Below are 25393 nucleotides of genomic sequence, written 5' to 3' on the forward strand. Positions count from 1 at the left end.
TAGGCTCATTAACAACAGCAGGAGTATTAAAAGTATTATCCTCAAACCACTCATATTCGTTAACAGCGAGAGTATCAACTAGTTTTTTAGAGAATTCAAAACCGGTACCCATAGGAACAACAACATCCTGCTTATTATTCTCATTAACAAAGAAAGTAACCTTAACTTTTTGTGTTATTAATCTACCGTAGTAAGTTTTCTCTGCAAGAATAGGTTCATTAACAGCCGGTTTTTTGAATTCTTCATCCTCAAACCACTCATACTCGCTAACATCAAAAGTCTTAACTAGTTTTTTAGAGAATTCAAAACCAGTACCCATAGGGACAACAACATCCTGTTTAGTATTCTTATTAACAAAGAAAGTAACCTTAACTTTTTGTGTTATTAATCTACCATAGTAGATTTTCTCTTCAAGAATAGGCTCATCAACAGCCGGTTTTGTGAATTGTTCATCCTCAAACCACTCATACTCACTTGTATCAAAACCATTCTTTACAGCTGCAGCGTTTGCATCAGTAAAAGTCTTTCCTTTTTCAATTGTAACGGTTTCATTCTTTGTGTCATTTACATAGAAAGTAACATATACTTCTTTTATCTTTAAGTCACCATAATAAATAGTATTTTCATTAATTTCTTCGGTTTCATTTACTTTATTTTGAAAATCAGATTCCTTGTACCAGTCATACTTATCAAAATCATCAAAATTCTCCAACAAACCTTTCGCATCCGTAAAAGTCTTTCCTTTTTCGATTGTAACATTTCCTTTTTCTTCACTACCTACTTGGAAAGTAACTTTTACCTTTGTTGTAGCATAGTAAGTTGTATTACTGTTTATTACTTCATCATCTACTTTATTTTCAAAATTACTATCCGTATACCAATCATACTCCATGGCATCAAACTTATTCGTAACGTACTGCTCACCCATTTTCTTCAGGTCGTTAAATCTGATGCTTTGATCATTTCTGGCATCACTGAACTTATCACCCTTGTAAATAATAACTTCTTCGGATTTATCATCTAATTTAAATGTAACGGTTACATTTTCTTTATTCTCTTCTTCCTGTTGCTCGCCATTATTTATATATTCATACTTAGCCACAAGCTTAACATTATCTGTTATAGGTTTTGTAAAATCAAATTTATCATTAGTACTTTTATCATACCAACCGATAAAGTTCTTACCCAAAATAGTTGGAGCATCCAGTTCAGGAACATTAGCATTCCAATCTAATTTTTCAGTCTTATAAAGCTGTTCCTTGCCATTTTCATCCTCAAGATAAAACTCAGCTTTTAACTTTAATTTGTATTCAAGAGAGCTGGATAAGATAATTTCATGATTAACAATTCCTGTTTTTCCTTTTGCTAATATATAATCACTTATTTTACCAAATTCATCAGGAGTAGATTCTTCCCCTGCGACAAAGTCAAACTTTACATCAGTTGAATTTTTAGAGAATACACTTGTAATCAATTTGCCAAAACGAGTCTTTTCTATACCATTACGATAAACTATAATTTCTCCATTTTTAACGGTTATTAACATTTTAGATAATCCGGTACCTGGTTCATCCTGATATCCGAGCCTTACTTTTAAGGTATATTTTTCTCCCTTGAAAAGTTCAAGCGAATCGCTTGCAGGCTTGTTACGATACCCCCCCCCGGTAATATCCACAAGAGTCATCTCTAAATTAGCTCCTGATCTTATCTGATCAGGTATTACTTCAGCATTAATAGGTGTACGATTAAAGAAGACAGATGTAAATGCTAAGACAAGCACCATCAAAAAACTTAGTCCCTTCTTCAAAAATTTCCCACTCTTTTTCATAATAATCCTCCTTAAAATATTTAATGAGGATATGGCATCCTAACATTCATAGTTCATAAGAACCTTAGATTTAGGCTTTGCGCCCTGCAGTTTCCAAACAGTTAGCTCTTTTCACTATCCTTTTAAGTAAATTTTATAATAAGTGTACTCCTTAAAGGTTACAAATTGGTTACAAAAAGGTAATAAATATACTATGAATTTCTGGGACATACAATTCCCATAAGATTTTCAATCATGCAGTGTAAGAGTCTACTTCTTTCGTTATCAGCAGCCTTATAAAACATTTCTTTGCCGTTTCTTCGACCGGTGATAAGACCACCGGCTTTTAATTGTTTTAAGTGATGGGATACGGCAGGGCTTGACATATTTACCATAGCAGAGATATTGAGTACACAGTCTTCACAGTGGCAGAGCAGCCAAAAAATACGAAGTCTACTTCCATCTCCCAGTAGTTTAAATACATCTGCAACAAGATTAAAATCATCAATAACGGCAAGTTTTGCGAGAGCGTATTCATGATGCTTGTCATGATTATGCTCATGTGGTAAATGAAATTCTGACATATATGCTCCTTAACACTGATTTAAAAATATTTTTAATTACTATAGTGATAATAAAATAGTTTACAAAAGTATAGCATATTATAAAAAAATCTACAAATAATTAAATTTCTTGACTTTCAAAAAGCGAAGTGCTATTATTTTAATAATTAAATATATACTTAATTGTTTAATAAACCTATTATGAAAGGGAGAATGATTATGAAAAAAACATATGAAATTGAAGTTGACTGTGCAAACTGTGCCAATCTTATGGAAGATGTAGCAAAGAAAACTACGGGAGTAAAAGATGCAGTAGTGAATTTTATGGCTCAGAAGATGGCTGTGGAGTTTGAAGATGGACAGGATGCAAAGGCTGTTATGAAGGAAGTATTAAAGGCTTGTAAGAAGGTTGAGCCTGACTGTGAAATAGAACTCTAAATTCACATCTTGGAAAAAGAGGCCGGTATGAACAAAAAACAGAAAAAAATGCTTATAAGAATACTAATTTCTACTGTATTGCTTATAACCTTAAATCTTATACACTTAAGGGGAATAATCAACTTAGGAACTTATTTAATAACCTATATAATAATAGGTTATGATATCCTAAAAAAAGCAGGTAAGGGAATTTTAAACAGACGAGTTTTTGATGAGAACTTTCTTATGGCAGTTGCAACCATAGGAGCTTTTGCTCTTGCACTTTATGAAAGAAGTGGAGACTATAATGAGGCGATTGCTGTTATGCTCTTTTATCAGATAGGAGAGCTGTTTCAAAGCTATGCCGTAAGAAAGAGTCGTAAAAATATAAGCGAGCTTATGGACATTCGACCTGATTATGCGAACATAGAAAAAGATGGAAAACTTGAAAAGGTTGCTCCGGACGAAGTACCCATTGGCAGCATAATTATAGTTCAGCCGGGAGAAAAAGTACCTTTAGACGGTATTGTTATAGAAGGAAGTTCTACTCTTAATACCAGTGCACTTACAGGAGAAAGCCTCCCAAGAGATGTTAGCGAAGGCAACGAGATTGTAAGTGGATGCATCAACATAAATGGATTGCTTAAGATCAAAACTACTAAAGATTTTGGAGAATCAACTGTTTCAAAGATACTTGAACTTGTGGAAAATTCGGGTGCAAGAAAATCAAAATCTGAAAAGTTCATATCCAAATTTGCGAAGTTTTATACTCCGTTTGTGTGTTACAGTGCTTTAGCTCTTGCAGTACTCCCTCCTTTAATAAGAATATTATTTATGGGGCTTAGTCCTAATTTAGATGTATGGGTGTATAGAGCACTTACCTTCCTTGTAATAAGTTGTCCCTGTGCCCTTGTAATAAGTGTGCCTCTTAGTTTCTTTGCAGGAATAGGTGGTGCAAGTAAAGAAGGTATACTAATAAAAGGTTCAAATTACCTTGAAACTCTGTCACAAGCAAAATTTATAGTTTTTGACAAGACAGGAACTCTAACAAAGGGAACATTTGAAGTAAGTGATATCCATCATAGTGAATTGAAAAAAGAAAAACTTATAGAGTATGCAGCCTTAGCTGAATGTGCCTCATCTCATCCTATAAGCAAAAGCCTTCGTACAGCATATGGCAAGGAAATTGACAGGAAACGTGTACATAATATAGAAGAAATTAGTGGACATGGGGTTAAAGCTATAGTTGATGGAAGTTTTGTCGCAGCAGGTAATGGAAAACTTATGAAAATGTTAAATATTCCTTATCAGGAGTGTCGTTCATCCGGAACAATAGTACATATGGCAATAAACGGCGAATACGCAGGACATATTGTGATATCCGATGTTATAAAGCCTGACTCCAAGCTTGCTATAACGGAATTAAAAAAAGCAGGTATTACAAAGACCATAATGTTAACAGGTGATTCTAATAAAACTGCCTGTCAGGTTGCATCTACTCTTAGTATAGATGAAGTATACAGCGAACTTCTCCCTGTAGATAAAGTGACTAAGGTTGAGGAACTGCTTTCCTCAAAGCCGGTACAGGCTAAACTTGCTTTTGTAGGGGATGGAATCAACGATGCTCCGGTTCTTACTAGAGCAGATATAGGAATTGCAATGGGGGCTATGGGTTCTGATGCAGCTATAGAGGCAGCTGATATTGTACTTATGGACGATAACCCTCTTCAGATTGCTAAGGCAATCAAAATTTCTAAAAAATGCCTCAGAATAGTGTATCAAAACATAGTATTTGCCCTTGTGATAAAGTTTGGCTGTCTGTTCTTAGGTGCGATAGGTATAGCAAATATGTGGCTTGCTATCTTTGCAGATGTGGGAGTAATGGTGATTGCTGTGTTAAATGCAATACGGGCTTTAAGAGTGAAAAATTTGTGAAATATTTGATTATTCTCCGAATTATTATTATAATAAACAATAAAGTAAAACAAGGAGATAAGAAAGAATGAAATTATTTAAATTTGTAAAACAGTCAAAAATGGTGGCAATCATCTTTGTAATGGCATTTTTTATAAGTAATGTAGGACAAACATATACTTCTTATGCATCAGAAACTATCTCAAATTATGATATACAAACTATATATAAGTTAAGAGCAGAACCGTTTTTAAATGTAATAAAGACTCAATATTACAAGCCTGTTGATACTTCTGTAATGTTGGAAGAAACTATGAAAGAGGTTAAGCAGGATACATCATTTGACCAATTTATGAAGATTTTGGTATCAAAACTCAATGATAAATATTCTGAATATTTTACAAAAGAGGAGATGAAGAGCTTTTCAACAGCACTGAGTGGTAAGTTTTATGGAATAGGTGTTGAAGTTAGCAAGGATAAGAAGACAGGTGGAATACTTGTAAATAGGGTTTTTGAGAAGAGTCCTGCTGAAACAGCCGGCCTAAGAAATAATGATGTTATAATTAAAGTGAATGGATATGATATATCTACATTAAGTCTTACAGATGTCACTACACGCATGAAGGGAGAAAAAGGAACTGAGGTAGAAATTACTGTATTAAGAGATGATGATGAAATAAAGTATACAGTTGTAAGAGATGAAATTAATGTAGAATCTGTTAAGTCAGATTTTAATAAAAAAACTAAGATAGGTTATCTACATATTAGTAGTTTTTCGGATAATACGGATGAAGTCTTTGATGAAAAAATTTCAGAATTTGAAAAAAAGGGAATGAAAGGACTTATTATAGATTTAAGAAATAATGGTGGAGGTACAGTTGATTCTTCTTACAATATGGCAAATAGAATCCTTAAAGCAGGTAAAAAAATTTACGGATTTGAATATAAAAATGGAACTAGGAAAGACTTTTTAGCTGAGGATAAGTCCGGTGAAATAGATAAGATTGTAAATATTCCAATTTATATCTTGCTAAATAGATACTCTGCAAGTGCCTCTGAACTTTTTACCGGTGCTCTTGTAGATAATAAGGTAGCTAAGACAGTGGGCGAAAAAAGTTTTGGAAAGGGCGTTGCACAGTCTATTTTTGAATCTCGTGATATTTTTAACAATATAATCAGTGGACTTAAAATAACTACTTTTAAGTACTATCTTCCTAATGGAGAAAGCATAAATGAAGTGGGAATTACACCACAGTATAAAGTTAAAAATTCTTTATCCGAAGAGGGCGTATTAAAAGAAGACAAGCAGTTGAAAAAAGCTGAGAATCTTTTACTAAAGGATATTAAAAATAATTCAAAGAAGAAAAAGAAAAAATAAGTGTAAACAGGGGCAGACAAATTATAGTCGCCCCTGTTTTTTTATCTTGATAAGAGCGAGTATTAGTATCATTATAGCATATTTATGTTACTTTTTATATTTTTTCAGAAACTGAGTAGTATGCCTATCATCAGACACTCCATTTGCCACAGATTTCCCACAGATTTCCCACACTTTTTCCTAAAACTCCTTACATTTTGAGGGAGATTTTGCCTAACTTTAAGAGTTATACTATACACAGATAAAACAACAAGACATTGTTTATCAAAATAAAAATTAAACATAAACCTAATAATGAAAGGAAGGTATTTAGTATGAACAAATTAGCAGTTTTATTTATGGTAGGAAGTTTAGTAGTTTCAGGAGCTACAATGGGCTTAAACACAGTTAAGGCAGAGGACAAAAAGCCGGCAGAAACAAAAATCATTGATAAGGATAAGGATTTAAAAGAAACAAACAAGGATTTCTTTGCTTATCCGGGAGATACTGATTTTAAGGAAGTGGATAAAAATTTCTTTGCAACTCCGGACAAAATTCTTCCAAAGACAGGTGGAGATAAATTACTTTCTCAAATTCTCAAAAAAGATAAAAAGCTTACAAAGGCAGAGAAGAAAACAGTTAAAGAGAAGTATAAAAAGATTGTAAAGACTCGTAAGGAGATTGAGGCTACAGCAAATAAGGTAGAAAAGATAACAAATAAAATCACAGATAACTGGGCTATAGAAGGTGAGCTTAATAAGATTAATAGTGAAAATCAGTCGATTTGGGATAAGCTTTATGAGAAAGCAACTGATAAAGACTTGGAAATAAAGGATATGGTAAAATTTATTCAGTCTTCAAAGGCTCTTACAGATGAAGAGAAAGCAACTCTTATAAAGCAGCAGGAAGAGCTTACCAAACTTAGTGAGGAGTATAATAAGCAGTATAAGAAAGTTCAAAAAGCTACTAAAGACTTACTAGATAAGCTTGATGGTCTGTATAAAGATATTGAGAACCTTATGGATGAAATGAAACCATTAGCAAATAAGCTAGGTAAGAAGTTTAAGGAGAATTTTGGTTTTGCTGATATGATGGCATATTAAAATAGAGTATCACCTGTAAATAAAATATATTAGGGGCTGTCGGATAAAACGGCAGCCCCATTTGTAAGAAAAATACCGATGTCCCCATATTTTAAATAAACAATAATGCAATTAACAACTTTCTATGGTAGAATGATAAACCGTAGGAAGTTTTTTATATGAAGAAGGTAAGTAAGGATTGGATGATAGAAATAGAGGAGAGAAGTAATGTCTGAAAAACAGAAAATATTAGTAGTTGATGATGATGAGGATATATCTGAACTTATATCCCTATATTTGATAAAAGAGTGTTTTGATACTAAGAGGGCAGAAGATGGTGATACGGCACTTAGACTGTTTAATGAATATAAGCCGGATTTAATTCTTTTAGATATTATGCTGCCGGGAAAAGATGGATATGATGTGTGTAGGGAAATAAGGAAGACTTCAAAAGTGCCTATAATTATGCTTTCTGCAAAGGGAGAGATTTTTGACAAGGTACTGGGACTGGAACTTGGAGCAGATGATTATATGATTAAGCCGTTTGATTCTAAGGAGCTTGTGGCAAGGGTTAAGGCAGTACTTAGAAGATTTACTCCGGATGAAACCGGTGTTCATAATGTAGAAAATACTGTAAATACAGAGGAAACAGTAAATATAAACAGAGTTCGTTATTCTGATTTGGAAATAAACCTCACCAATTATGCAGTTACTTACTATAATGAAAGGGTGGAAATGCCTCCGAAAGAGTTGGAATTATTTTACTTTTTGGCATCACACCCTAATCAGGTATTTACAAGGGAGCAGCTCCTTGATAGAATTTGGGGATATGAATATATAGGTGATACAAGGACGGTAGATGTCCATGTAAAACGCCTTAGAAAGAAGATAAATGACCATGCAGAGTGGAGGCTTTCTACGGTATGGGGAGTAGGATATAAATTTGAAACATTGACAAGGAGTTAACAAATGAAAAATTTGATTGTGGCACAGTCGGGAGGTCCGACAGCAGCTATAAATGCTACTCTTTCGGGAGTTATAAAAGAGTGGTTAAGCAATAATAATGGAGCTAAGGTTTATGGTGCAAAATTTGGAGTAGAGGGTATACTTAAGGAAAATATTATTGATTTAGGGAATCTTTCGGAAGATGAATTGGATAAACTTATGAGGACTCCGTCCTCTGCTCTTGGTTCTTGCAGATACAAACTTGCAGACCCTAAGAAAGATGAAACTGATTTTAAGAGGGTTTTAGAGGTATTTAGAAAATATGATATAGGGCATTTTGTTTACATAGGTGGTAATGATTCTATGGACACTGTATATCGCTTTTCAGAATATTTTAATGAAAATGGTATAACTGACATTACAGTAAACGGTGCTCCTAAGACTATTGATAATGATTTAAATGGAATAGACCATTGTCCGGGGTTTGGCTCTACTGCAAAATATATAGCTACGGTTTGTAGTGAACTTGCGAGAGAAGTAAGGGTTTATGATAAGGAAAATATACTTATTGTGGAGATTATGGGAAGGAATGCAGGCTGGCTTACAGCGGCAGCAGCCCTTGCAGCAGAGAAGGACGAAGAAGTTCCTTACCTTATTTATTTAAGTGAGGTTAAACTTTCGGTAGATAAATTTGTAGCCGATTTAAAAGAAGTTATGAAGAGGTCAAAGAATGTAATAGTTGCTTTAAGTGAAGGAACTGTAATTGAAACGGCAAGTGGAACGGATTCTAATGGTGAGATTGATGCGTTTGGTCACAAACAGCTTGGGGGCAATGGAAGGATTCTTGAAAAGGTGCTGAAAGAAGAGCTTAAGTACAAGGCAAGATATATAGAGTTAAGCCTTGTACAGCGTTGTGCCGGACATTGTCTTAGTGAGACGGATATACTGGAGTCGGCAGAACTAGGCAAGGTGGCAGTAAGGCTTGGACTTGAGGGAAAGTCAGGTAGGATGGCAAGGCTTACAAGAGTTTCAGACAATCCTTATAAGGTGGAATATTCATCTGTAGACATTAAAGAGGTAGCAAACAAAGAAAAAACAGTGCCTTCTGAATGGATAAATGACAACCAAAACGGTGTTACAGAAGAAATGCTTAGATATTTAAGACCACTTATTAAGGGTGAGATGAGTTGTAGATATGAGGATGGTGTGCCGGAGTTTTTTGTGATTTAAGTTGAAAAATATAAAAAATCCATAGTAAATAAAATACATGATAAACTGGGGAAAAAATGCCGCAACCCTAAAAAGGGATTGTGGCATTTTTAAGTTTAGTTTATTGAGTTATTTAGGTAAATTATAAATCGGATTTTATTTCTTTAGTTTCAATATTTTCTCTAGCAGGAGTTTCAACCTTTACATCAATAGAAGAACCAATAGCCTTACCGGTAAGAGTTGCTTTTACTAACTCTCTTATATCTATGCCCAGTCCATTAGTAACCTTATCTAATGAAGTCATAATATCACCGACCATTTTTCCGCTGTTGCCATCACCATACATTGTAATAGAATCAACATTATTAAGAGGTTCTGCAACTGCCTTTGCAATATCAGGAAGAACCTTGACAAGCATTTCAATAACTGCGGCATCTTTCATTTTAAGCATAGCCTCAGCTTTCTTATCTAAACCTTCTGCCTCTGCATTAAGCTTCAGTCTAATAGCCTCAGCTTCAGCCTTACCCTTTGCTTCAATAGCCAAAGCCTCTTGTTCGGCGGCATATTTTTTGGCTTCTGCGGTAGCCTTCATAGCTTCTGCTTCCTGTACTTTCTCATATTTCTCAGCTTCAGCCTTATTCATTTTTTCTATTTTTTCAGCTTCAGCCTGTTGCTGCCTCTTATATTTCTCAGCTTCAGCCTGTTTCTTGACTTCGGCATTAAGCATCTGTTCCTTAACACGAACTTCTCTTTCCTTAACTTCGGCTTCTTTCTCCTGCTTAACAATATTAGCCTCAGCACTCATTCTTTCGATTTCTTTTCTCTGAGTTTCTTTTTCAATAGCATAAGCAGCATCAGCCTTTGCCCGTTTAAGTTCAGCTTCAACCTTAAGCTCTGACTGTCTTATTTCAAGTTCATTATTTTTCTGAGCAATTTCAAGGTCGGCTGCAACTCTGGCATCATTAGCCGCCTTATCTGAACGTGCCTGTTGTTCAGCTATTTCCTGTGTTGCTATAGCTTTAGCTTTGGCAGCATCTTTTCTGATTTTTTCTGTATTGTCAATTCCGAGATTTGTGATAACACCATTCTCATCAACAACGGACTGAATGTTAAAGGCTACAATCTCAAGTCCCATTTCTTCAAGGTCTTTAGTAGCATTTTCCTGAACTTTTTCGGAGAACATGGCTCTTTCTTGAACTATAGCCTTAAGTTCCATCTGTCCGATAATAGCCCTAAGATGTCCTTCAAGGGTATCTCTTGTTTCATCAGCAATCTGCTCAGTCTTTTTGTATAAAAAGTTTCTTATGGCTGCGAGAAATACTTCTTGTTTACTTGTACATATACGTACTTTAACAGCGGCATCTACTTTAACATTAATAAAGTCATAAGTAGGCACATAGTCACTGGTTTTAGTATCTATGGCAACCATTTCAGCAGTCATTACATCAACTCGTTCAAATACAGGAACTTTCCAGCCGGTACGTCCATGAATTATTCGTTGTCCTCTAGGTCCTGAAACAACCTTAATTTCACTTGGACTGGCAGATACAAAACCTGCAAAGAATAAGCCTACAATACCTATAAGAACAAGTATTAAAATGATAATAGTTACAGTAAATTCAGGCATATTTTAATCTCCTTTGGTTTATTTCTACATATATTTTCTCAAAAAATTATCAAAAAATCAATATATTTTGGTAAAAAGAATAAAATATGCCACAAATCTGTAAATATAAGGATTGTGGCACATGATTATTTGGTTGAATAACAAGTTATATGAAAGCTTGTTGAATCATAATGTGACTTAATTGAGAAATTTTACTATATCAAAATAATAATTTACAATCCGACCTGTCAATTTCTTTCATAATATCAGTACCAAATTCTCCGTTAGAAACAATTATATCGAAATCGATAAAATCAGCTAACTTAAAGTACCCGTCTTTAAATTCTTTGCTGTTATCAAGAAGAAGGACTGATTTATAGGAGTTTTTAATCATTTCTTTTTTGCAGAGGGCTTGAGAATCATCTCCCTCAAATATTCCTTCATTTGTAACTGCTTTGCTTGACATAAAGGCTATATCAGCACGAAAATTGCTTATAAAAGCAGAGGCATACTCTCCAATAATGGAAAGACTGCGATTTTTAAGTACACCCGGACAAATATAGCATTTTATATTAGAATAATTGTTCAGCTGGCTGGCAATATTAATTCCGTTTGTGACTACAGTGAGGTTGCTGTAAGGCTTTAAATATGGAATAAATAAACTGACTGTTGATGATGAATCAAGGAAGATTACCATATTATCTTGTAAAAGGGTACGGGCTTTCTTGACAAGCATCAGTTTTTTATCTGTATTTTCCATTTTTCGTATGTTGATAGAATTTTCAGAAGAACTTGGAGAGATGAGGCTTATGCCTCCATGATGTCTTTTGATTATACCCTCTTCTTCAAGCATAATAAGGTCTCTGCGTAAAGTAGACCTAGATACATATAGTCTTTTGCACATATTGGTGATATCCCCAACACCATTTCCATTTGCAAGGTAAGATAAAATCTGTTTTTTCCGTTCTAAATACTTCATAAATAAATCCCCATATTATAATATATCTTTTAGTAACTATTAATAGTATAACACTTTTTCTCAATAAATAAAGAAGAAATTAAAGCTAAATGAACATTTTAGAACAAAAATGAACCAAAAAGGATACTTTTAAAAACTCAAGCCAAATTATTTTCCAAGTATAGATAAAATGTTCATAATATGATATTATCTACTCAATAAGATTTAGTTAAATATCACAAATGTTTTTTGTAAATACATATAACATTTAATAAAAATATTTAAAAAAGACTGAAAATATCTGTATATTTGTCTAAGGAGCATATATGAAAAAAGCACTGGCAATAGACATGGGAGCTACCTCAATAAGGGGAATCTTAGGATATATTGAGGATGGAGAGGTAAAACTCGAAGAGGTTATGAGGTTTTCACATGAAATAAAAAGTTCAAATGGACGCTTGCGTTGGGATTTTGATGAACTTTTGAAGAAAATTGCTCAAACTATAAAAGAGAATTCAGACGAAATTTCATCTGTAGGTATAGATACTTGGGGAGTTGATTTTGGGCTTATAGATGAAGAAGGCAAGCTTGTTGAACCCCCTGTCTGTTATAGAGACCCAAAACATCAGCAGGGCTATGATGAGGCAGTAAAGGCTCTTAGTGAAAAAGAAATCTTTGCTGAAACAGGAACTCAGATTATGAGTATAAACACTTTGTTCCAGCTTTTAGCACTTAAGAAAGTAAATCCTAAGGGATACAAAACAGCAAAGAAACTGCTTATGATGCCTGATTTAATCCAGTATCTGCTTACAGGAAATATGGTTGGAGAGGAAACAATCCTTTCTACAACTCAGATACTTAATCTTAAGACAGGAGATTATAGTGAAAAATTGCTTGAGGCTTATGGACTGGATAGAGAGAAACTTCCAAAGATAGCTAAGGCAGGAACTATAACGGGTAATGTTAAAAATGGGCTTATAAAAGAACTTAAGGATTTTGATGTTGATGTGGTTTCAGTTTGTGGACATGATACGGCAAGTGCAGTGTTGCTTACCAAAGTAATGACAGATGAAGATACAATGTTTTTAAGCTGTGGAACTTGGTCACTGTTTGGAGTAAGGACTGCAAGTCCTGATTTATCTGAAAAGGCTTATGAAAAAGGTCTTACAAATGAGTTAGGTTATGATTCTACACCACTTTTGTTCAAAAATCTTACAGGATTGTATCTGCTTGAAAAATATAAGACAGCTTATGAAAAGGTACTTGGAAAGAAACTTGGTTTTGATGAAATTACAGCCTATGTAGAGAGATCCATTCAGGAAGAAGAAACTATAAAAAATCTGATAGATATGGAAGATCCTAGATTTGGAAGTGAAGAGTCTGATGCAAAGGAAGTTATAGATGAATTCCTTAAAGAAAAAGGTTTGGAACTTCCTGAACATGATATGGATTATTTTAGGGTAATATACGAGAGTATGGTTAAAAAATACTCAGAAGTAAAGGCTGCTCTTGAGGAAATCTCAGGCAAGACCTATAAGAAAGTCCATATGATAGGAGGAGGAGCAAAATCTTCACTTCTCTGCAAGCTGATAGCTAAGAGACTTGATGTGGAGATAACAGCCGGACCTTATGAGGCGTCTGCACTTGGCAATATCTTAGTACAGCTAAAAGCACTCGGAGAAATAAAAACTATCGAAGAAGGACTTGAGGCAGCTTATAAATCACAGGAAATAAAAAAATATTAAACATATAAATATTTTCGGATTACTTATGAATATAGATTTAATTGAAACATTTTCAAAGATTTATAAATTATAGACAATTCGAGAATACACATTAAGGAGGAAAAGAATATGAGTTATCCAAAAATCGGTATCAGACCAACTATTGACGGACGCTGGGGTGGTGTTAGAGAGTCTCTTGAAGACCAGACTATGGGTATGGCTAAGAGGGCTAAAGACCTTATCGAGAGTGAACTTAGATATCCTGACGGAACACCTGTACAGTGTGTAATTTCACCTTGTACAATAGGTGGTGGCGGTGAGGCTGCTAAATGTGAGGAATATTTTTCAACTCAGAATGTAATCGGTACTCTTACAGTAACACCTTGCTGGTGCTATGGTACAGAGACTATGGACTTAAATCCTAACACAATCAAGGCTGTATGGGGCTTTAACGGAACTGAAAGACCGGGTGCCGTTTACCTTGCAGCAGTTATGGCGGCTTATGCACAGAGAGGACTTCCTGCGTTCTCAATTTATGGACATGAAGTTCAGGATAAAGATGATACAACAATTACAGAAGATGTTAAGAAGAAAATTCTTGATTTTGCAAGAGGTGCTATCGCAGTAGGTCTTATGAAGAATAAGTCTTATGTAAACCTTGGTTCAGTATCTATGGGTATTGCAGGTTCTGTAGTAAATGTGGATTTCCTTCAGAAATATCTTGGAATGAGAACTGAATGGGTAGATATGACAGAGATTTTAAGAAGAATTGAGCTTGAAATCTATGACCACGAAGAATATGAGAAGGCTCTTAAATGGGTTCGTGAGAACTGCAAAGAGGGTTATGATACAAATGCGGGTAAGGACTTCCCAGAGGTAATCAAGAAGTCCAGATGGATACCTGACGATAAGCAGTGGGAGTTCTGCGTTAAGCATGCGCTTATTGTTAGAGATATACTTAAAGGCAATCCAAAGCTTGCAGAAATCGGCTGGCACGAAGAGTCACTTGGAAGAAATGCTATAGCAGGTGGTTTCCAGGGACAGAGAATGTGGACAGACTGGCTTCCAAATGCAGACTTTACAGAGGCTATTACAGCTTCAGGCTTTGACTGGAACGGAAAGAGAGAGCCTATTCCATTTGCAACAGAAAACGACACACTTAACGGTGTATCTATGATGCTTGGATGGCTTGTAACAAATAAGGCTGCAATTTTTAGTGATGTAAGAACTTACTGGTCACCTGATGCAGTTAAGAGAGTGACAGGAAAAGAACTTACAGGTAAGGCTGCAAACGGAATTATTCATCTTATCAACTCCGGTGCAAGCTGTTTAGACGGTTCAGCTGCTGCAAAGAATGAAAAGGGCGAAGGCTGCATGAAGGAATGGTGGAATCTTACTGATGAGGATATTAAGGCTTGTGCAGATGCTACCGACTGGTGCAGAGCTAACTATGAATACTTTAGAGGAGGCGGTTTCTCATCACACTTTAAGACAGCAGCAGAAATGCCTGTAACTATGATAAGAACAAATATTGTTGAGGGTGTAGGCCCTACTTTACAGGTAATTGAGGGTTATACCTGTGTACTAGATGATGATGTACATAAGGTTCTTGATGAAAGAACAGACAGAAGTTGGCCAACAACTTGGTTCGCTCCAAATCTTACCACAAAGTCAGCAGACAGTGTTTACAATGTAATGGCTAAGTGGGGTGCTAACCACGGAGCAACAGTTTACGGTCATGTAGGTGATAGACTTATAACTCTTGCATCTATGCTTAGAATACCTGTTGCTTTCCACAATGTAACAGAAGATAGAATTTATAGACCACATTCATTCAATGGATTTGGAACTACTGATTTAGAGAGTCAGGATTTTAGAGCTTGTGCTTATTATGGACCACTTTACAGATAAAGTGTAGAAATTTGATTACAAACTGATTACAAGTTAGAAGTTGTCGCTTTCAAGTATTTAGCAAAATTGACACTCCGAATGATAACATTTCAGACTCGCTCCGGCATCCGCTTCGCTACGCCTAATGCGCTCGCTTAGAAATTTATCATTCGGAGTTGATACCTGAAAAATAAGGATAAAATAGTAAAGCCTTAAAAGATATAAAAAGAAAATAGAAGCGTCTTAACAAGACAGCGGAGGATGAGATTATGTTAATGGAAAAAGCAAGAGAGGAGCTTGTGAAATATGGTAAGAAGCTTGTAACAGCAGGACTTACCAAGGGAACAGGCGGAAATTTAAGTGTATTTGACAGAGAAAATAAAATGGTGGCTATTACACCTTCAGGAATTGACTTTTTTGAAATTCAGCCTGAAGATATCGTAATTATCGACCTTGACGGAAATACAATAGAGGGAACTCGTACTCCTTCATCAGAGTGGGAAATGCATCTCATGCCTTATAGGACAAGAACAGACATAGATGCAGTTATTCATGCTCATGTTATGTATACTACAGTTCTTGCTTGTCTTAGACAGGATCTCCCTGCAACACATTATATGATAGCTGTAGCTGGTCCTACAGTAAGATGTGCTGAGTATGCAACCTATGGTTCACATGAACTCGCTGTAAATGCGTCTAAGGCAATGGAAGACAGAAAGGCGGTTATTTTAGCAAATCATGGTGTGCTGGCAGGAGCAAATGATCTCCTTAATGCGTTTAACATAGTTGAAGAGATTGAGTATTGTTCTGAAGTATATGTAAAGGCTAAGAGTATTGGTGAGCCGGTAGTACTTCCAGATGAAGAAATGACACTTATGGCAGAGAAATTTAAGACTTATGGGCAGAAGAAGAGTATAAGAGAATAGCGTTTGCTAAGGAGTAAATATGGGTGATTTAATACTTTCAATGAAGGGAATTACCAAATCCTTTTCAGGTGTTGCTGCACTTAAAAATGCAGCACTTGACCTGAATGCAGGTGAGGTTGTAGCTCTGATGGGAGAAAATGGAGCCGGCAAATCTACTCTCATGAAGATTTTGACCGGTATTTATTCAAAGGACTCAGGCGAAATTAAGTATATGGGGCAGGAGGTCTGTTTTAAAGGACCTGCTGAGTCTGAAGAAGCAGGAATTTCCATTGTTCACCAAGAGCTGAACATGATGAACGATTTAACTGTAGCCCAGAACCTTTTTATTGGACGTGAGGAAATGAATGGATTCTTCATTGATGATAAGAAGATGAATGAGAAGGCTAAGGAATTGTTCAAGGTCTTGAAAATAGACATCAATCCGGCTGAAAAAATTGGAAATCTTACTGTAGGAAAACAGCAGATGGTAGAAATTGCGAAGGCTATTTCTTCTAAAGCCAAAGTTATTATTTTTGATGAGCCTACTGCGGCACTTACAGATTCTGAGATAGAAGAACTTTTTAAGGTAATAAGGGATTTGAGAAAGCAGGGAACTGCTATGGTTTATATCTCTCACAGAATGGATGAAATTAATGTTATTTCAGATAGAGTTATAGTAATGAGAGATGGTGAATATGTAGGAACTCTTATTACTAAAGAATGTAGTAAAGATGATATAATTAAGTTGATGGTTGGAAGAACTATCTTAGGCGAGCCTAAGATGGTTTCAAATGTAGCTAAAGATGCTCCGGTAGTACTTAAATGTGAAAATCTTAACAGAGGTAAGGCTGTTAAAAATGTAAGCTTTGAGCTGAAAAAGGGAGAAATACTTGGTTTCTCCGGACTTATGGGAGCAGGGCGTACAGAGGTAGCCAGACTTATCTTTGGTGCAGATAAGAAAGATTCAGGAAAAATATTTATAAATGGTAAAGAAGTTACTATAAATACTCCAGAGGATGCAGTAGCACATGGTATAGGCTATCTTTCCGAGGATAGAAAACGTTATGGTCTTATAGTTGAGAAGTCCATAGAGGAAAATACAGTTATTGCCTCATTAAATGACTTTGTAAAAGGAATGTTTATAGATAAGGCAAAGAGCAAGGAAGTTTCGCAGAAATATGTAGAGAGCCTTAAAACTAAGACTCCTAGCGTATCACAGCTTGTTAAGAAGCTTTCCGGCGGAAATCAGCAGAAGGTAGTTATAGCCAAATGGTTAGTAAGAAATTCAGATATCCTTATATTTGATGAGCCTACAAGAGGTATAGATGTAGGTGCAAAGAGCGAGATTTATTCACTTATGGAAAGCCTTGCTAAAGAAGGAAAATCTATAATTATGATATCGTCAGAGCTCCCAGAAGTACTTCGTATGAGCGACAGAATAGTTATTATGTGTGAAGGAAGAATAACAGGAACTCTTGATATCTCAGAAGCTAATCAGGAAGTTATTATGGAATCTGCTACAAAACGGTAAGGGAGATCAACAATGGATATTAAAAAAATATTTTCTAATCAGCGTACAATAGTTATTGCTGCATTGATTTTAATTTGTCTTGCTTTCTCGGTGATTACACCGGATAAATTTCTTCAGATAACCACATTTACCAATATTGCAAAGTCTGCTTATTATGTAGCATTTATGGCAATCGGTGTTACTTTTGTTATCGGTACCGGAGGTATCGACCTTTCTATAGGAACCATAGCCATCTGTTCAGCACTTATAGGTGGAACACTTATGGAAAAAGGTCTTCCTATGGGGCTTGTACTTCTTGTAATACTTTTAAGTGGTGCTGTATTTGGTCTTATAAATGGCTTTATGGTTGCTAAAATGGGATTGCCTGCCTTTATAGCTACCCTCGGAACGATGATGATGTCAAGAGGTCTTGGCTCAATAGTGTCAGGAACTAAGACAATTTCTTTCCCACAGGGAGATTCAGCAGGAGCATGGTTTAGAGAGTTCTTTATGATTACTAAAGATGGTGGTATATTGCCTAAGAACTTCCCAACAGGTTTTGTACTTCTTGCAGTAATAGCAGTAATTATGGCACTTGTATTAAATAAGACAAGAACAGGTCGTTATATCCTTTCGATAGGATCTAACAAGGAAGCTACAAGGCTTTCAGGTATCAATGTAGTTAAATATGAAACACTTGCTTATGTATTTTCAGGTTTTTTTGCAGCACTTGCAGGTATTGCTTATGTAGCTGTATTTACAACAGCACAGCCAAATACAGGTGGTGGTTTTGAGCTTGATGCTATTGCAGGTGTAGTTATTGGAGGAACATCACTTGCAGGTGGTGTAGGTACTATACTTGGAACCATAGTCGGTGTATTTATTATGACGGTATTAAAGATTGGTTTCCCTTATATCGGGGTACAGTCACATTATCAGCTCTTTATTACAGGTATAATCCTTATATTTGCGGTATATATGGATGTACTTAATAGAAAAAGAGGGAAATAAGTGATATAATAAAACTATAATAGTAACGAATCTGTTAATTCCAAATAGATACTCAAATATTTAGGGGTATCAAAGAATTTGGATTAATATATTAAAGGAGGAAAAACAGATGAAAACAAGGAAACTTATGGCAGCACTTCTTAGTACAGTTATGGTAGTATCTGCTCTTACAGCCTGTGGAGGTGGCTCAAAGCCAGCCAGTACACCTACTACAAAGACAAACAGCACAGCTACAACAGCTAGCACACCAGCTAGTACCCCTGCAAGCACACCTGCAAGCACACCAGCTACAACAGATGGTGGTGCAAAGCACATCGATGTTATAGCTAAGGGATTCCAGCATCAGTTCTGGAAAGCAGTAGAGCTTGGAACAAAGAAAGCTGCTGAAGAGTTTGGTGTTGATGTTACTTTCCAGGGTCCTGATAATGAGTCAGCTATCGCACAGCAGGTAGAGTATTTAAATACAGCTATAGCTAAACAGCCAACAGCTATCTGCCTTGCAGCTCTTGATACTCAGGCTAGTATTCCATCAATTCAGTCTGCAATGGAAGCAAATATTCCTATCATTGGATTTGACTCAGGTGTTCCAAATGCTCCGGAAGGTGCAATTAAGGCTAATGCGTCTACAGATAATACAGCAGCAGGAGCACTTGCAGCAGAAGAGCTTTATAAGTTAGTAGAGTCAAAAATTAAGGATGCAAAAGAGCCTGTAAGAATAGGTGTAGTAGCTCAGGAGTCTAACTCACAGTCTATAGTATCTAGAACAAAAGGTTTTGTTGACAAAATGACAGAACTTTGTGGAGTAGAGAATGTGTCTGTTGAAGGACATGATAGCTTAAAGAACGAAAAAGAAGGTGCAAAGGTTATTCTGGATGTAGGTATTCCGGCTGAGGTTAAGGATGTAGATGCTGCAGCAGTAGCGTCTTCAATACTTGAGAAGGCTGACCTCATTGCTATCTATGGTTCAAATGAGTTCGCAGCTAATGCTATAATTACAGCTAATGAAGGTCTTGATAAGGTTGGTGAAGGAAAAGTAGTTGCAGTTGGTTTTGATGCAGGTAAGAAACTTCTTGATGCAGTTAGAAGTAAACTCTTTGCAGGTGCTGTAACTCAGGATCCTGTACAGATTGGTTATCAGGCAGTTAAGCTTGCAGTAGAAGCAGCAGATGGCAAGGAAGTATCTGATGTGGATACAGGTGCTAAGTGGTACAATGCTGACAACATGGATGCAGACGATATTAAGCCTTGCTTATATGAATAATTTATCATTATAAAAGGATGATTAAGAGGCTTACGGCTTAAAATACAAATAAGCAGACGCCAGAAACAGGAGTGCCGGTACTTTAGGCACTCCATTATATAAAACATAATATGTTAAAACATTCACAAATAGAAAGAGGATGCTTATGTTAAAGAATATTCCTAAAATCTTATCTCCTGAACTTTTGGCAGCTCTTTGTGAAATGGGGCATTCAGACAGATTGGTAATCTCGGATGGAAATTTCCCTGCACATACAATGGGAAAAAATGCAAAGGTTATCAGGCTTGACGGACATGGAGTTCCTGAGGTGCTTGATGCTGTACTTCAATTATTTCCACTTGACTGCTATGTGGAGAAATCAGTTTCTCTTATGGAAAAAGTACCCGGTGATACAGTAGAGACTCCAATTTGGAAAGAGTTCGAGGAGATAGTGGCAAAACATGATGACCGTGGTGCTAAGACCATCGGTTTCATTGAGAGATTTAAATTTTATGAGGAGGCTAAGACCTCTTATCTCATAATAGCAACCTCTGAAAAAGCATTGTATGCAAATATAATGTTACAAAAGGGTGTAGTTACAGATTAAGAAAGTGAGGGTAAAAATGGCTAACAAAATTGTATTAAATGAGACTTCCTACCATGGAGCAGGAGCAATTAAGGAAATTACTACTGAGGCTAAGAACAGAGGATTTAAAAAGGCATTTGTATGTTCCGATCCTGACCTTATTAAGTTCAATGTTACAAGCAAGGTAACAGATTTACTTAAGGCTGAAAATATGGATTTTGAGATTTATTCTGAAATTCAGCCAAACCCAACTATTGAAAATGTACAGAGTGGTGTAGCTGCATTTAAGAAGGCGGCAGCAGACTATATTATAGCTATAGGTGGCGGTTCTTCTATGGATACAGCTAAGGCTATCGGTATCATCATTACAAACCCTGAGTTTGAAGATGTAAGAAGTCTTGAGGGACTTTCAGCTACAAAGAAGCCTTGTGTACCTATTTTTGCAGTTCCTACAACAGCAGGTACAGCAGCAGAGGTAACTATCAACTATGTTATTACTGATGTTGAGAAAAAGCGTAAATTTGTGTGCGTAGACCCACACGATATTCCGGTAGTAGCATTTGTTGACCCTGAGATGATGAGCTCTATGCCTAAGGGACTTACAGCGTCAACAGGTATGGATGCACTTACACACGCTATTGAGGGTTATACAACTCTTGGTGCAAATACAATTACAGATATGTTCAACTTAAAGGCTATTGAACTTATTGCAAAGAGCCTTAGGGGAGCAGTTGAGAATACAAAAGAAGGCAGAGAGGGTATGGCTCTTGGCCAGTATCTTACAGGTATGGGATTCTCTAACTGTGGTCTTGGTATAGTTCATTCTATGGCACATTCTTTAGGTGCTGTATATGATACACCACATGGTGTGGCTAATGCTATCCTCCTTCCTACAGTAATGGAGTACAATGCAGAGGCTACAGGCGAGAAATTAAAAGATGTTGCTATCGCTATGGGTGTTGAAGGTGTAGAGAAGATGAGTAAAGAAGAGTATAGAAAGGCAGCAGTTGATGCTGTTAAGAAGTTGTCTCAGGATGTAGGTATTCCTGCTGACCTTAAGGCTATAGTTAAGCCTGAGGATCTTGACTTCCTTACACAGTCTGCTATGGATGATGCTTGCAGACCTGGTAACCCAAAGGAGCCTACATTTGAGGATATCAAGAACCTTTATCTTAAGCTTATGTAATTTGGCGTAAATTGTCGTAAATGAGATGATTTAGGTTTATATGAATAATTTGTCCCCTGCTGAAATGAAATATTTCAGTGGGGGATTTTGACATGTATGGCTTATCATACTAAGTGTTTGTAAAGCATGCGTTTTTGCAAGGATTGCGGGAGGTGAAGCCGAAGAAATCCTGTATAATTGGGTGTCAAATACTTTTGACACCCACATCATATGGTGATAAAATTACGATAAGTAGACTGATTGTTAGGGAGGTGACTATGCAATTCGATTATGCACTTCTAAGTAATAAGGGAGAATTTACAATATTTCATTATGGAGACTATGTTATAAGATTTAAAGCACCATATTCATTAGAAAAATATACAGAGATAAAAGAATGGGACAGAGGATATCTGGTTGTTATGGCTAAATATAAACATAATAAAGAAAGTGAAGAAGAGTACATTGACTTGGTTCCGATACTGGAGAAACTGTATATTACACCGGATGAATTTTTAAGACCAATTAAGGGGGTGAAAATAGAAAATGCTTGATATTATCGAAATAGCAGATGAGGCAGATATGATTGTTAATGGCTATGCATTTACCAGATGTGATGAGGGCTTTATAAAGGATAATTATAAAGCTATGTATATGAAATGGTCTGAATATAGCAGAAAAGGATATTACAAAGGAAATAATTAAAGTAATTTGTCTATACCAAATCCGGACAGAAAAAAGTCCACTTTTGGTATAGATATTTTTTTGATTTACCGATAGTTATATACTTTCTTATAATATAGTGATAAACTTATGATAAATAGATGGATTATTATGGAGGTATTTATGACAGAGGATAAAAATCTTGTCATAGTTGACAATAGAGAAATACAGAGTATGATTTACACATTCAGGGGCAGGCAGGTAATGCTTGATAGTAATCTTGCAAGGTTGTATCAGGTGGAGACTAAAGTTTTTAATCAGGCGGTTAAAAGAAATATAAATAGGTTCCCAGAAAGTTTTAGATTTCAACTAACTGACTCTGAGTATGAAAACTTGAGGTCACAAATTGTGACCTCAAGTTTAAGTGGTGGTCATGGCGGTAGAAGATATATGCCTTATGTTTTTACGGAACAAGGTATTGCTATGTTATCTGCGGTGCTTAAGAGTGAGATTGCGGTAGAAGTAAGCATTAAGATTATGAATAGTTTTGTTGAAATGCGAAAGTTTCTGCTTTCCAATCAGGAGCTTTTCTCAAGGCTTGATAAAGTTGAACTTAGACAGATTGAGTTTGAGAAGAAAATTGATTCAAAGAATGCTGATACTGATAAAAAGCTGGAAGAAGTCTTTGACTACATAGCCACAACAAAAGAGGTGAAACAGAAAATCTTTTTCAACGGTCAGATATATGATGCTTTCAGCATTATGGTAGAAATTGTAGAAAAAGCAAGGGAAGAGCTTATACTGATAGACAACTATGTGGATGTAAATACCCTTAATATCCTGAGCAAGAAGAGAAAAGAAGTTGATGTGCTGATTGTCACATCTGGAAAAGGAAATCTTACAGAGAAGGATATTGCTAAGTTCAATTCACAGTATCCGAAGCTTATGGTGAAAATAAATAAGGACTTCCATGACAGATTTATTATCATAGACAGAAAAGAGGTTTATCATATAGGAGCATCTATAAAGGATGCTGGAAAGAAGAGTTTTGGAATTACAAAGCTGGATGTAGAAGATCTAACTAAAAGCCTGTTAGATAAAGTTTTGTAGGGATATAAAAGTCTGATGGGTTATATATAGGACTAAAATATAAAAACAAAGTGGACGAAATGAAACCAAGTTAGAATTATTATAACATTTTAAACTCACACATTAAAAGGTCGGTAAACTATGGATTTATATAAGATAATGTTAGTAGATGATGAAGAGGAAGTTCGTACAAGCATCATTAAGAAGATGGATTGGAGAGCGAATGGCTTTGAAGTAGTGGGTGATGCGGAAAATGGCAGGGATGCACTTGAAAAAATAGAAGTTCTAGAACCCAATGTAATCATTACGGATATAAAGATGCCTTATATGGATGGGCTTGCACTTACGGAAAGCCTAAGGCAGAAATTTCCGTCTATTAAAGTTATCATTTTTTCAGGCTTTGATGATTTTTCATATGCAAAAGAGGCTATAAGGCTCGGTGTTACAGAGTATATTTTAAAGCCTGTCAATGTAGATGAACTTACAGAAATTTTAAAAAAAGTCAGGGCAAAACTTGATGAAGAGATAGAGTCGGTAAGAAACATAGATATTTTAAGGGAGAACTACAAAGCAAGCCTTCCTGTACTTAGAGAACAGTTTTTAAATAAGCTGATTATTAAAAAGGGACTTTTTGATGAGGACTCAATAAATGCTTATCTTAGAGAATATAACATGGACATTGGTAATGCAAACAAATGGGTAGCCTGCATTGTAAACATAGAACTTGAAAATGCTAATATAAGGGGAGAACTTCTAAAAGAAAAGGAACTGATTCCTATATATGTGAAAAAATTTATAGAAGAAAAACTTACTCCTTATTATAGAAGTGTAGTCTTTGACTCCATTCAGGATACAGAGCCTGTAATAATTGTAGCGATAGATGATGAGAATAGCCAGACAGGGCTTACAGATGTGATGAGAGATGTGTGTAAGAGTGCAAAGAGGGTGCTTGGAGTAGGGATTACAGTGGGAATAGGACGCAGTAGCCAAACCCTTTCAGAGATTTCAGCCTCGTACAAGACTGCCGTAGATGCAGTAGGATATAAGAAAATAGTCGGAACAGAAGATGTAGTCTATATTCATGACATGGAGCCTGTAAGTACAGGTGTACTCAGATTTGAAGAAAAAGATGAGGAAGAACTTGTTTCGGCAATTAAGTTTGGTGGAGAAGATAGGATAGCAGAAGTAGTATCCGGTCTTGCAAATAAACTGGATGAAGTGAAGGTACATTCCAGACAGTATCAGGCATATATGCTAAGGATAGTGACCTGTATTATGGATTTAATGCAACAGTATGAAATAAGCCTTGCAGGAATTGAGAACTATATGGAAATAGTTTCCAAAATTAAAGAGGGTGACAGTTTTAAAGATTGGCTAATAGGTATATGCAATAATATTAATGAAGGTCTTCAACAAAAAAGAGAATCAACTTCAAAGCAGATTATTAATGAAGCTAAAGAATATATTTTGGAAAACTACACCAACGCAGAACTCTCTCTTGAAATTATCTGCCGTCATCTTCACCTTAGTCCTGCGTATTTTTCAAGCCTTTTTAAGAAAGAAACAGGACAAACCTATATAAATTATCTTACTGATATAAGGCTTAATAAGGCAGTAGAACTTCTAAGTACAACTGATGAAAAGACATATATGATAGCTGAGAAGGTAGGATATTTGGAACAGAATTATTTTAGCTATGTATTTAAGAAAAAATTTGGAGTATCACCGACTAAATACAGAACAGGAAAATAA

The 25393-nt window shown here is 35.8% G+C and carries 22 protein-coding genes and 1 riboswitch; of the genes, 18 read left to right on the top strand and 4 right to left on the bottom strand.

Annotation, left to right across the window (positions count from 1 at the left end; all coding sequences use genetic code 11):
* Positions 1-1828 (bottom strand): InlB B-repeat-containing protein (locus ACTTG8_RS02320; RefSeq protein WP_442560510.1); only part of this gene is annotated, 1828 nt, incomplete at its 3' end.
* Between the two features lie 30 nt (positions 1829-1858).
* Positions 1859-1945: riboswitch (cyclic di-GMP riboswitch) on the bottom strand.
* A 74-nt stretch (positions 1946-2019) separates the two neighbouring features.
* Positions 2020-2391: an ArsR/SmtB family transcription factor gene (locus ACTTG8_RS02325; protein WP_442560511.1), complete on the bottom strand. Its 372-nt coding sequence runs from the start codon at positions 2389-2391 to the stop codon at positions 2020-2022.
* A 198-nt stretch (positions 2392-2589) separates the two neighbouring features.
* Between ACTTG8_RS02325 and ACTTG8_RS02330 the strand changes: the two genes are divergently transcribed.
* The 6 genes from ACTTG8_RS02330 (at position 2590) to ACTTG8_RS02355 (ending at position 9315) form a co-directional block, all read left to right on the top strand.
* Positions 2590-2808 (top strand): cation transporter, encoded by a 219-nt coding sequence (locus tag ACTTG8_RS02330; RefSeq protein ID WP_442560512.1) that lies wholly within the window; start codon positions 2590-2592, stop codon positions 2806-2808.
* A gap of 27 nt (positions 2809-2835) precedes the next feature.
* On the top strand, positions 2836-4722 hold the full coding sequence (locus ACTTG8_RS02335) for a heavy metal translocating P-type ATPase (protein ID WP_442560513.1): 1887 nt from the start codon (positions 2836-2838) through the stop codon (positions 4720-4722).
* Between the two features lie 67 nt (positions 4723-4789).
* Positions 4790-6079, top strand: a complete 1290-nt coding sequence (locus ACTTG8_RS02340) for a S41 family peptidase (protein WP_442560514.1) — start codon at positions 4790-4792, stop codon at positions 6077-6079.
* Positions 6080-6393: 314 nt separating this feature from the next.
* On the top strand, positions 6394-7161 hold the full coding sequence (locus ACTTG8_RS02345; RefSeq protein WP_442560515.1) for a hypothetical protein: 768 nt from the start codon (positions 6394-6396) through the stop codon (positions 7159-7161).
* A gap of 207 nt (positions 7162-7368) precedes the next feature.
* Positions 7369-8106, top strand: a complete 738-nt coding sequence (locus ACTTG8_RS02350; protein WP_442560516.1) for a response regulator — start codon at positions 7369-7371, stop codon at positions 8104-8106.
* A gap of 3 nt (positions 8107-8109) precedes the next feature.
* On the top strand, positions 8110-9315 hold the full coding sequence (locus ACTTG8_RS02355; RefSeq protein ID WP_442560517.1) for a 6-phosphofructokinase: 1206 nt from the start codon (positions 8110-8112) through the stop codon (positions 9313-9315).
* 121 nt (positions 9316-9436) lie between these two features.
* Here the strand turns inward: ACTTG8_RS02355 and ACTTG8_RS02360 are convergent, their stop codons facing one another.
* Together ACTTG8_RS02360 and ACTTG8_RS02365 are read right to left on the bottom strand one after the other, a co-directional pair.
* Positions 9437-10921 (bottom strand): flotillin family protein, encoded by a 1485-nt coding sequence (locus ACTTG8_RS02360; RefSeq protein WP_442560518.1) that lies wholly within the window; start codon positions 10919-10921, stop codon positions 9437-9439.
* Positions 10922-11120: 199 nt separating this feature from the next.
* Positions 11121-11879, bottom strand: coding sequence for a DeoR/GlpR family DNA-binding transcription regulator (locus tag ACTTG8_RS02365; RefSeq protein WP_442560519.1), 759 nt, complete (start codon positions 11877-11879; stop codon positions 11121-11123).
* Positions 11880-12184: 305 nt separating this feature from the next.
* Between ACTTG8_RS02365 and ACTTG8_RS02370 the strand changes: the two genes are divergently transcribed.
* The 12 genes from ACTTG8_RS02370 to ACTTG8_RS02425 all read left to right on the top strand — a co-directional run bounded on the left by ACTTG8_RS02370 (position 12185) and on the right by ACTTG8_RS02425 (position 25393).
* Positions 12185-13603, top strand: coding sequence for a rhamnulokinase (locus ACTTG8_RS02370; protein ID WP_442560520.1), 1419 nt, complete (start codon positions 12185-12187; stop codon positions 13601-13603).
* Between the two features lie 108 nt (positions 13604-13711).
* Entirely contained in the window at positions 13712-15493 is a 1782-nt protein-coding gene (locus ACTTG8_RS02375) for an L-fucose isomerase (RefSeq protein WP_442560521.1), read from the top strand.
* Between the two features lie 248 nt (positions 15494-15741).
* The gene (locus ACTTG8_RS02380) at positions 15742-16398 is read left to right on the top strand and encodes an L-fuculose-phosphate aldolase (RefSeq protein ID WP_442560522.1); all 657 of its coding nucleotides are present in this window, start codon (positions 15742-15744) and stop codon (positions 16396-16398) included.
* A gap of 19 nt (positions 16399-16417) precedes the next feature.
* On the top strand, positions 16418-17908 hold the full coding sequence (locus ACTTG8_RS02385; RefSeq protein WP_442560523.1) for a sugar ABC transporter ATP-binding protein: 1491 nt from the start codon (positions 16418-16420) through the stop codon (positions 17906-17908).
* A 12-nt stretch (positions 17909-17920) separates the two neighbouring features.
* Positions 17921-18898, top strand: a complete 978-nt coding sequence (locus ACTTG8_RS02390; RefSeq protein ID WP_442560524.1) for an ABC transporter permease — start codon at positions 17921-17923, stop codon at positions 18896-18898.
* Positions 18899-19007: 109 nt separating this feature from the next.
* Positions 19008-20159, top strand: coding sequence for an ABC transporter substrate-binding protein (locus ACTTG8_RS02395; protein WP_442560525.1), 1152 nt, complete (start codon positions 19008-19010; stop codon positions 20157-20159).
* A 145-nt stretch (positions 20160-20304) separates the two neighbouring features.
* Positions 20305-20745 (top strand): RbsD/FucU family protein, encoded by a 441-nt coding sequence (locus tag ACTTG8_RS02400; RefSeq protein WP_442560526.1) that lies wholly within the window; start codon positions 20305-20307, stop codon positions 20743-20745.
* A gap of 16 nt (positions 20746-20761) precedes the next feature.
* Positions 20762-21910: a lactaldehyde reductase gene (fucO, locus tag ACTTG8_RS02405; protein ID WP_442560527.1), complete on the top strand. Its 1149-nt coding sequence runs from the start codon at positions 20762-20764 to the stop codon at positions 21908-21910.
* Positions 21911-22167: 257 nt separating this feature from the next.
* Positions 22168-22443, top strand: coding sequence for a DUF7724 family protein (locus ACTTG8_RS02410; RefSeq protein WP_442560528.1), 276 nt, complete (start codon positions 22168-22170; stop codon positions 22441-22443).
* Positions 22436-22594: a DUF7723 family protein gene (locus ACTTG8_RS02415; RefSeq protein ID WP_442560529.1), complete on the top strand. Its 159-nt coding sequence runs from the start codon at positions 22436-22438 to the stop codon at positions 22592-22594. The genes ACTTG8_RS02410 and ACTTG8_RS02415 overlap by 8 nt, the downstream gene beginning before the upstream one ends.
* Positions 22595-22735: 141 nt before the next feature.
* A complete protein-coding gene (locus tag ACTTG8_RS02420) occupies positions 22736-23662 on the top strand; it encodes an ORF6N domain-containing protein (RefSeq protein ID WP_442560530.1) in 927 nt (308 codons plus the stop codon).
* A gap of 120 nt (positions 23663-23782) precedes the next feature.
* Positions 23783-25393, top strand: coding sequence for a response regulator (locus tag ACTTG8_RS02425; protein ID WP_442560531.1), 1611 nt, complete (start codon positions 23783-23785; stop codon positions 25391-25393).

The organism is Catonella sp. (genome assembly GCF_052173895.1).
Classification (GTDB): domain Bacteria; phylum Bacillota; class Clostridia; order Lachnospirales; family Lachnospiraceae; genus Catonella.

Coding starts and splice junctions, on each gene's coding strand:
- ACTTG8_RS02325 (WP_442560511.1), bottom strand. CDS start 2,391: ATGTCAGAATTTCATTTACCACATGAGCATAATCATGACAAGCATCAT.
- ACTTG8_RS02330 (WP_442560512.1), top strand. CDS start 2,590: ATGAAAAAAACATATGAAATTGAAGTTGACTGTGCAAACTGTGCCAAT.
- ACTTG8_RS02335 (WP_442560513.1), top strand. CDS start 2,836: ATGAACAAAAAACAGAAAAAAATGCTTATAAGAATACTAATTTCTACT.
- ACTTG8_RS02340 (WP_442560514.1), top strand. CDS start 4,790: ATGAAATTATTTAAATTTGTAAAACAGTCAAAAATGGTGGCAATCATC.
- ACTTG8_RS02345 (WP_442560515.1), top strand. CDS start 6,394: ATGAACAAATTAGCAGTTTTATTTATGGTAGGAAGTTTAGTAGTTTCA.
- ACTTG8_RS02350 (WP_442560516.1), top strand. CDS start 7,369: ATGTCTGAAAAACAGAAAATATTAGTAGTTGATGATGATGAGGATATA.
- ACTTG8_RS02355 (WP_442560517.1), top strand. CDS start 8,110: ATGAAAAATTTGATTGTGGCACAGTCGGGAGGTCCGACAGCAGCTATA.
- ACTTG8_RS02360 (WP_442560518.1), bottom strand. CDS start 10,921: ATGCCTGAATTTACTGTAACTATTATCATTTTAATACTTGTTCTTATA.
- ACTTG8_RS02365 (WP_442560519.1), bottom strand. CDS start 11,879: ATGAAGTATTTAGAACGGAAAAAACAGATTTTATCTTACCTTGCAAAT.
- ACTTG8_RS02370 (WP_442560520.1), top strand. CDS start 12,185: ATGAAAAAAGCACTGGCAATAGACATGGGAGCTACCTCAATAAGGGGA.
- ACTTG8_RS02375 (WP_442560521.1), top strand. CDS start 13,712: ATGAGTTATCCAAAAATCGGTATCAGACCAACTATTGACGGACGCTGG.
- ACTTG8_RS02380 (WP_442560522.1), top strand. CDS start 15,742: ATGTTAATGGAAAAAGCAAGAGAGGAGCTTGTGAAATATGGTAAGAAG.
- ACTTG8_RS02385 (WP_442560523.1), top strand. CDS start 16,418: ATGGGTGATTTAATACTTTCAATGAAGGGAATTACCAAATCCTTTTCA.
- ACTTG8_RS02390 (WP_442560524.1), top strand. CDS start 17,921: ATGGATATTAAAAAAATATTTTCTAATCAGCGTACAATAGTTATTGCT.
- ACTTG8_RS02395 (WP_442560525.1), top strand. CDS start 19,008: ATGAAAACAAGGAAACTTATGGCAGCACTTCTTAGTACAGTTATGGTA.
- ACTTG8_RS02400 (WP_442560526.1), top strand. CDS start 20,305: ATGTTAAAGAATATTCCTAAAATCTTATCTCCTGAACTTTTGGCAGCT.
- fucO (WP_442560527.1), top strand. CDS start 20,762: ATGGCTAACAAAATTGTATTAAATGAGACTTCCTACCATGGAGCAGGA.
- ACTTG8_RS02410 (WP_442560528.1), top strand. CDS start 22,168: ATGCAATTCGATTATGCACTTCTAAGTAATAAGGGAGAATTTACAATA.
- ACTTG8_RS02415 (WP_442560529.1), top strand. CDS start 22,436: ATGCTTGATATTATCGAAATAGCAGATGAGGCAGATATGATTGTTAAT.
- ACTTG8_RS02420 (WP_442560530.1), top strand. CDS start 22,736: ATGACAGAGGATAAAAATCTTGTCATAGTTGACAATAGAGAAATACAG.
- ACTTG8_RS02425 (WP_442560531.1), top strand. CDS start 23,783: ATGGATTTATATAAGATAATGTTAGTAGATGATGAAGAGGAAGTTCGT.